This is a genomic window from Gammaproteobacteria bacterium, from assembly GCA_003696665.1.
In the GTDB taxonomy this organism is placed as follows: Bacteria; Pseudomonadota; Gammaproteobacteria; order Enterobacterales.
Window position 1 is genome coordinate 1 of sequence record RFGJ01000425.1, and the last position, 7,450, is coordinate 7,450.

Here is a 7,450-nt window from a genome sequence, read left to right on the forward strand (position 1 = left end):
CGACAGCAACGCAAATCGCTAAAAGCATTGTTCGAGCGCTACGAGCAAACCCGGCTATGGCAATCCAAAGATTTGGATGAGGAAGCGCGTCAAAGCGCCAATTTACTCCGTTATGAAATGCTACGGCGCTTGAATCTCATGCAATTCCCAGAACAATGGCTGCCAATGAACCAAATGAGTGGGCCACAACGAGAAATGCCCGCCATATTGCGGGACATGCCGCGCACCGATCGGAGCGCCTACGAACATATCCTGGCGCGCCTTTCGGCCATGCCAGCCGCACTTGATGCCTATCAGAAACAGATGGAATCCGGCATGAAGCATGGCGTGCAACCACCAAAACCGGCACTCATCGACTTGCCTCGCCAAATCCGCGCACTCATTCCAGATGACCCATGGCAAAGCCCGTTACTTGAGCCATTTCGTTCATTTCCCGCCTCCATCCCGCCAGCTGAGGCAGACAAGCTCCGAACACGTGCACTCCGGATCTTTGTGACCCAAGTCAGGCCAGCCTGGCAAAGAATGTTCGACTTTGTCCAAAAAGAGTATCTGCCCAAAGCGCCAATAGACATCGCCTTTTCGCATTTGCCAAATGGCAAGGCTTGGTATCAGGCCCGTGTCCGATGGCACACCACTCTCGATCTTTCGCCAGAAGCCATCCACCAAATCGGCCTTGACGAAGTGGCGCGCATTCGCGCAGAAATGGAGAAAATCAAAACGCAAGTCGGTTTTGACGGGCCACTTGAGGCATTTTTCGATTTTCTCAGAACCAATCCTAAATTCTTCTACAAAAAGGAAGCCGATTTGGTCGCAGGCTATCGCGCCATTTGCCAAAAGATCGATCGCCAACTGCCTCGCCTTTTTGGCCGGCTGCCAAAATTGCCATACGAAATTAAGGTTATCCCAGCCAACGAAGCCAAGGCGCAAACAACTGCCTATTACTCGCCTGGATCAATCAAGCTCAATCGCCCTGGCGTGTATTTTGTCAATACCTATGCGCTGAACACGCGCCCCAAATGGGAAATGACCGCTTTATCGCTCCATGAAGCCGTTCCCGGACATCACTTCCAAATTGCCTTGGCCGAGGAACTTGAAAATTTACCCAAATTTCGTCGTTACGCTGGGTACACTGCCTTCGTTGAAGGCTGGGCGCTATACGCAGAACAACTTGGCTATGACATGGGGCTGTATCAAGATCCCTATGATCAATTTGGACAACTTGCCTACGATATGTGGCGGGCGATACGACTGGTGGTCGATACCGGCATGCATTCGATGGGTTGGTCTCGGCAAAAAGCGATTGATTACTTTCTCGCCAACGCACCGAAAACCGTTCATGACGTGACAGTCGAAGTCGATCGCTATCTCGCCTGGCCGGGGCAGGCACTCGCTTACAAAATTGGCCAATTGAAAATTCTTGAACTGCGCCAAAAAGCCCGAGCCCAGCTGGGCGAACGCTTCGATATTCGTGCATTTCACGATGAAGTGTTAAAACATGGTGCGGTGCCATTGGCCGTATTAGAGGCCAATGTTATGCGCTGGATCGCGGACATGAAGTCTGATCCGAATCAAGTTAAAGCCAATCAGGCTAACCTACAATAAGACGCACTTTTCAGTGAGGCAGTGAGACAATGAACATTGTGACCAGACGTTATCCAAATGCAAGACCTCGCCGTATGCGGCGCGACGACTTCTCGCGTCGCCTCATGCGCGAACACTGCTTGACCGTGGACGACCTGATTTGGCCTGTTTTCGTTTTGGAAGGTACGCAACAGCGACAGGCGGTGCCTTCAATGCCAGGCGTCGAACGTTTAAGTATTGACTTGCTGTTGGAAGCGGCAGGTGAGGCGCATGCGCTTGGCATCCCGATGGTCGCCATTTTCCCGGTCACGCCAGCGGAAAAGAAATCGGATGACGCGCGCGAGGCATATAATCCAGACGGTCTGGCACAACGGGCAGTCAGGGCGCTTAAAAAAGCCTATCCTGAGCTCGGCGTGATGACTGACGTGGCCTTAGATCCCTTCACATCGCATGGCCAAGATGGTCTCATTGACGAAACCGGATACGTCCTCAACGACGAAACCATTGAGGTCCTCGTCAAGCAAGCACTGTCTCACGCCGAAGCCGGCGCTGACTTTGTGGCGCCATCGGATATGATGGATGGACGCATTGGCGCAATTCGGCGCGCGCTTGAGGCTGCGGGACATCACAATACGCGCATTATGGCCTATTCCGCCAAATATGCGTCACACTTTTATGGTCCGTTCCGGGATGCCGTCGGTTCTGCTGCAAATCTTGGTCGAGGCAATAAGTACACCTATCAAATGGACCCAGCCAATAGCGACGAAGCCCTGCAGGAAGTGGCGCTTGATATCGAAGAAGGGGCGGACATGGTCATGGTGAAGCCCGGCATGCCCTATCTGGATGTGGTTCGCCGAGTGAAAGACACCTTCGGCGTGCCGACGGCCGTTTATCAGGTCTCCGGGGAATATGCGATGATCCAGGCGGCCGCTGCCAATGGCTGGTTAGCACGCGATGCAGTGATGATGGAGTCACTTGTTGCCTTTAAACGGGCTGGCGCCGATGCGATTCTCACTTATTTCGCCGTCGATGCGGCCAGAATTTTGCGTCAATGATCCACCAAAGGCGCCCCGATAAAGTCGCCTAGATGCCAGCGTTCAAATGTGCGTAGCAGGGATAGACGAACTTCGTCGGCATTTTGTTTTTGCCACGCCTGACGAGCGAGACTGGCCAATTTTTGCGTCTCAAGCTGGGACAACATCGCTCGGATACGCGGTAGACTCGCACCATTCATGCTTAATGCGTCCACCCCGATCCCCACAAGCAGCGCCGCACCAAACACATCTCCAGCCATTTCACCGCATACATGGACCGGACAGCCTTCTTGATGTGCCCGTCGCACAATTTGACGGATCGCAAGCAATACCGCAGGATGCAACGGATCGCACTGCTTCGATACTTTGGGATTGGTGCGGTCACGGGCCAGCAGATACTGTGTGAGATCATTTGTCCCGATGCTGATAAAATCGACCCGCTGCACCAGCTTCTCTAGTTGAAAAATGCATGATGGCACTTCAATCACAAGCCCTAAACTCGGCATCGTGAACGCTTTTTCCGACAAACCAGTCTCAGCCAGCACGTCCATTTTCGCTTGCTTAAGCAATGCAATACTGGCGTCAACCTCGCCAACATCGCTAATCATAGGTAACGCAATGTGCAAATTGTTCAAACCAACATTCGCTTTGAGCATGGCGCGTAGTTGGCTTAAGAAAATTTCCGGATGGGCGAGACTGACGCGAATGCCTCGCCAGCCAAGGGACGGATTCGGCTCGTCAAAGTGGAAATAAGGGAGCGGTTTATCGCCGCCAATGTCTAATGTTCGAATGACAACCGGCTTACCCTTCATTTTTCGCAACACTTTCCGGTACAACCGTTCCTGCTCTGTCTCACTGAGAAAATGGTCGCTGAGCATAAACGGGACTTCGGTTCGAAATAAGCCAACGCCATCGGCAATGTCCTTAATTTCTCGTTCTGGATTGAGTGAAACACCTATATTCGTCAAAATTTGGATGGGCAGAGGCTCCGGCGCCTTTTGTTCACGTCGCGCAACGGAACGCCAGAATCGTTTTTGTTGTTTTTCCCGGCGAAGTTGAACCCGATAGAAATTTTCTGTCTTTGGCTCGGGGTTCACGAACACCTGTCCCCGGTATCCATCAACAATGACGGAGGCCTCAGCGAACATTTTTAAATCTGCCTCATCTAGACCAAAAACAGCGGGGAGACCTAACGCCCGAGTGAGAATCGCCACATGGGAGGTTGCCGAGCCATCCAAAGACACCACGCCCGCCACCCGCTTGCGAGGCAATTGCGCTAGCATCGCAGCGGTCAACTTCTGGGCAACCAATATCGCCCCCGAAGGGATCGCTTCCCCCGTGTCGTCAGCCTGCAGCATTTTGGTCAAGACTCGCTGACCGAGATCGATAATGTCTTCAGCTCGCTCTGCCAGATAGGGATCTTCAATCTTGGCCAAACGGCCCGCGTACTTCATCACCGCATGTTTTAGAGCGGACGGTGCCCAATAACCTTCGCTCAGATGGCGTTCCATGTCCTTCCAAAGCGCTGCATCCGACAAAATCTTGCCATAGGTATCAAAAAGAATCAGATCTTGATCACTGAGAACCCCAGACAACGATTCTGCGCTATGTTTAAGTTCGGACTGGACAGCTTTCACAGCTTGCCGGAGTCGTGCTCGCTCAATATCCCGCTGTTGTCCCTTGCGATCAGGCACTTTGCTTAAACTGATGTCAGGAAGTTGCACATACGCCGTGCCCATGGCTATCCCAGGCGATATGGCTAACGCGTGAAATATGTTTTCGCGTGCTTCGGTCTCGTGCCCAAAGCGTCCGACCACGGCGTCGGCCAATGGCTCAGCCAGTTGCGCAGCCAGTGTCAGAAACCAAGCTTCGTCTTCATCAGAAAACTGGCGCCGTCCGAAATGTTGGGCGACCAGTACGCCGATTGTTTGGCCTAAATGAACAATAGGAACGCCCAAAAATGCGCGACAACGCTCCTCTCCCAAGCCTGGAATCACCAAATGATCCGGGTGGCGACGCGCATCGCGTAATCGCATATGTTCCTGCCGTTGACTGATGCGACCAACCAAGCCTTGGTCAATCGGAATCCGCAATTGACCAATCAATTCAGGCGCCAGTCCGTAGGTGGCCACCATCAAAAGTATTTGTCGCTTGTGATCGGCAAGAAAGAGTGTGCAAGCATCCGCGCCCACACTTTGGCCCAGCTCGACAATCAGGTGTTGCAAGGTCTCAGGTTGTCGTGCGACATCCTGAAGTTGCAGCACCCACCGTCGAAGCCGGAAAACCATTTATCGCCGCTCTTTTGTATGTTGAGACCGTATTCTGCGATGATGGCGTCGTCGACCAGAAGACCACTGGCGTTTTTGTTCTTGGACAAGTGCTGGCAACAACTCTCGCATCGCCGCACGATACACATCTCGCTTGAACGCCACCACATTCCGCACCGGGTACCAATAACTGACCCACTGGTACCCATCGAATTCGGGCTTCTCGTGGGTGTCGAAGCGCACTTGGTGTTCATCGGCGACGAGCTTGAGCAGAAACCATTTCTGCTTCTGGCCGATACAGGTCCTGTCTGTTCGCTGTCTGACGAGCCTGTCGGGCAACCGATAACGCAGCCATCCTTTGGTTTTGCCCAACAGTTTCACATGTTCAGGCTGCAGGCCGACCTCTTCATAAAGCTCACGATACATGGCTTGCTCAGGTGATTCCCCTTCGGCGATGCCGCCTTGCGGGAATTGCCAACTGTCTTGACCAAACCGCCGGCACCAAAAAACCTGTCCTGCGCCATTACAAATCACAATGCCAACATTAGGTCGAAAACCTTCTGCATCAATCACGGTGGTTTGATTCCTAGGTACGCTTTGCTTCATTCTTCCATAGTGACCGACTTGTCGCAATCAAGACAAGACGCACCACGCTCATTAAGCGTACACGTTGGGCGCCGAAAATCTCTGTCTTTTTTGTCTACTCCAGAGACAGCGTCACTTTGACCACACCTTACAAAAGCTGCCAGACATCATCCAAATCATCATCAACCAAGCGTTCCTTGCGAACGGATGGCGATGGCGACTCAAGCCGTCGATATTCAAACCGCTGGTAGCCCCGACCGTGCGCCACTCTTGCCTCAAGTTTGATGGTAAAGGATTCTGTTTGGGTTTGAACATGCACAGTATCTCCTTCCTTGTACGGCAAAGCAGGGGTGAGCACTGTGTGAGGCTGACCGACATGCGGCATCTCCGGTAATAACAAAGCCCGATGCTCGGCAACAGGTTCTTTTCGTTTTTGTTTTAACTTCAGAGTGATGGGTTCAGCGCTGGTGGACAAGGATTGTATCCCGACACACAATTTGGTGTCTTTCCATTGAATCCAGCGAATCACGCCAATACTCCATTTGCCTTGTGACGGATTGTCCGAGTCCATCTCGAACAACCCCACCACTTCATCCGTTTGTGTTTGCACCGGTGCTTCCTCATCAAAATAAATACCGTAGCCACTGGGACTCGAATCTCTGACTGTGACAGCTTTCATTTGATACAGTTTGGATACGGGTTTTTTTACCAAGTCCCCCGACAAGTGGTATTTTTTCTGAAGTTCCGGATCATCATTCACCGAAACCTTGGGTCGGTAGAGCTTCTCCCAAGGGTCATCTTCTTCCTGATGGGTTGCACGATAGGTTTCATCGTCATCCAGAATTTTGGCATCGCGCAAGCTGCCTTCAAGTGCTGACAACGCATCCGGAGCCGCCACATCGTCTTCCATGTGAAGCGCGTACTGTTCAAGTTGACTGCTGGTGGCGGCCAACCCCACGGCGAGTTTAGCTTTCCGATGACATGGCACGCGCGCAAACGAACGCGTCGACAGATGCCCCAGGGCGGCCACCAGGTGATGCATCAGCATTTTGTTTAATTCGTTTGATGATGAGGTTTCCCCACTCATCAGCTGTTGCAAATAAAAAACCAGCGCCTGAGTGTCAATGCCAATCAAGCCTTTGGCGTGACAATCAGGACAGAGCGCTTTTTGAATCGGCCCACTGTCCGAACGCAACTGCACAACGAATTGCGCCTCGTCCAGATGCGGTGAAACCAATCGCAATTTGCGGGCCAGTTCAAGATGGTTAAACTGCAACGTCCAAAACTCCTGAACGCGCAACTGATTCGGATTAGCCAGAGCAATCAACAAACATGACTTGAACAAGGTGCGGACTGAAGCCTGTACCGACGGCTTCGGCAATGGCACTGTCATATTGTCGAGCTCGTTGCGTCTGGCTAGCTCAAAGAGAAGGTATAATTCTTTCCACAAAGTTGGTGGGATTTCCGTATAACATCGGAAGTAGTGATTGATTTGACGTGCTTGGTAATAAACCGCAAGCACCAAGGTCCGTACCAGCATTGATCTTTCATTGCGTCCATCGCTGGTCAGCCAATCTTGGTGGACTACGCTTTTGTAAGCGATGGCTTGTTCCTTCAATATTGCCCGCACCAAGGCAATAATCTTTCTTTGTTTTTCTGTAAACGAAAAGGTAGCATTCCTGAAACGCTGTTCAAGGAGTTCCAAAAGCCGCTCTATCTCGGGCGTCATGACTTCCAGAAAGCCTAGACGGACTTTTGGAGACAGGCGATAACGATTGCTGTTGGCCAAACGCTCATATACGGCCTTCGTCATTTGACCAATATTGGCTCGCGGCAAATCCAACAGCCACTGACGCACGGCCTCCGGGGCCAACGCTGCCGCATCACCGACACTTACGGTTTGCGGGCGCACCAACAAACCTAAATCTGACTGAACCAATCGACTCATGAAATGCGCTTCCCTCGTTAATTGCTGCCTACAAC

The 7,450-nt window shown here is 52.0% G+C and carries 5 protein-coding genes; 2 read left to right on the top strand and 3 right to left on the bottom strand.

Annotated features, from left to right (window positions below; genetic code table 11):
- A partial coding sequence (locus tag D6694_10725; GenBank protein ID RMH39860.1) for a DUF885 domain-containing protein occupies positions 1-1,602 on the top strand: 1,602 nt, incomplete at its 5' end.
- A 29-nt stretch (positions 1,603-1,631) separates the two neighbouring features.
- Positions 1,632-2,636: a porphobilinogen synthase gene (gene hemB, locus D6694_10730; protein RMH39861.1), complete on the top strand. Its 1,005-nt coding sequence runs from the start codon at positions 1,632-1,634 to the stop codon at positions 2,634-2,636.
- Here the strand turns inward: hemB and ptsP are convergent.
- From ptsP to D6694_10745, 3 genes are all read right to left on the bottom strand, one after another.
- Positions 2,630-4,903: a phosphoenolpyruvate-protein phosphotransferase PtsP gene (gene ptsP / locus D6694_10735; protein ID RMH39862.1), complete on the bottom strand. Its 2,274-nt coding sequence runs from the start codon at positions 4,901-4,903 to the stop codon at positions 2,630-2,632. The two genes, hemB and ptsP, sit on opposite strands and share 7 nt — an antisense overlap.
- The gene (locus tag D6694_10740) at positions 4,904-5,455 is read right to left on the bottom strand and encodes an RNA pyrophosphohydrolase (GenBank protein RMH39863.1); all 552 of its coding nucleotides are present in this window, start codon (positions 5,453-5,455) and stop codon (positions 4,904-4,906) included.
- Positions 5,456-5,615: 160 nt separating this feature from the next.
- Positions 5,616-7,415, bottom strand: coding sequence for a hypothetical protein (locus D6694_10745; protein RMH39864.1), 1,800 nt, complete (start codon positions 7,413-7,415; stop codon positions 5,616-5,618).
- Between the last annotated feature and the right edge of the window lie 35 nt (positions 7,416-7,450).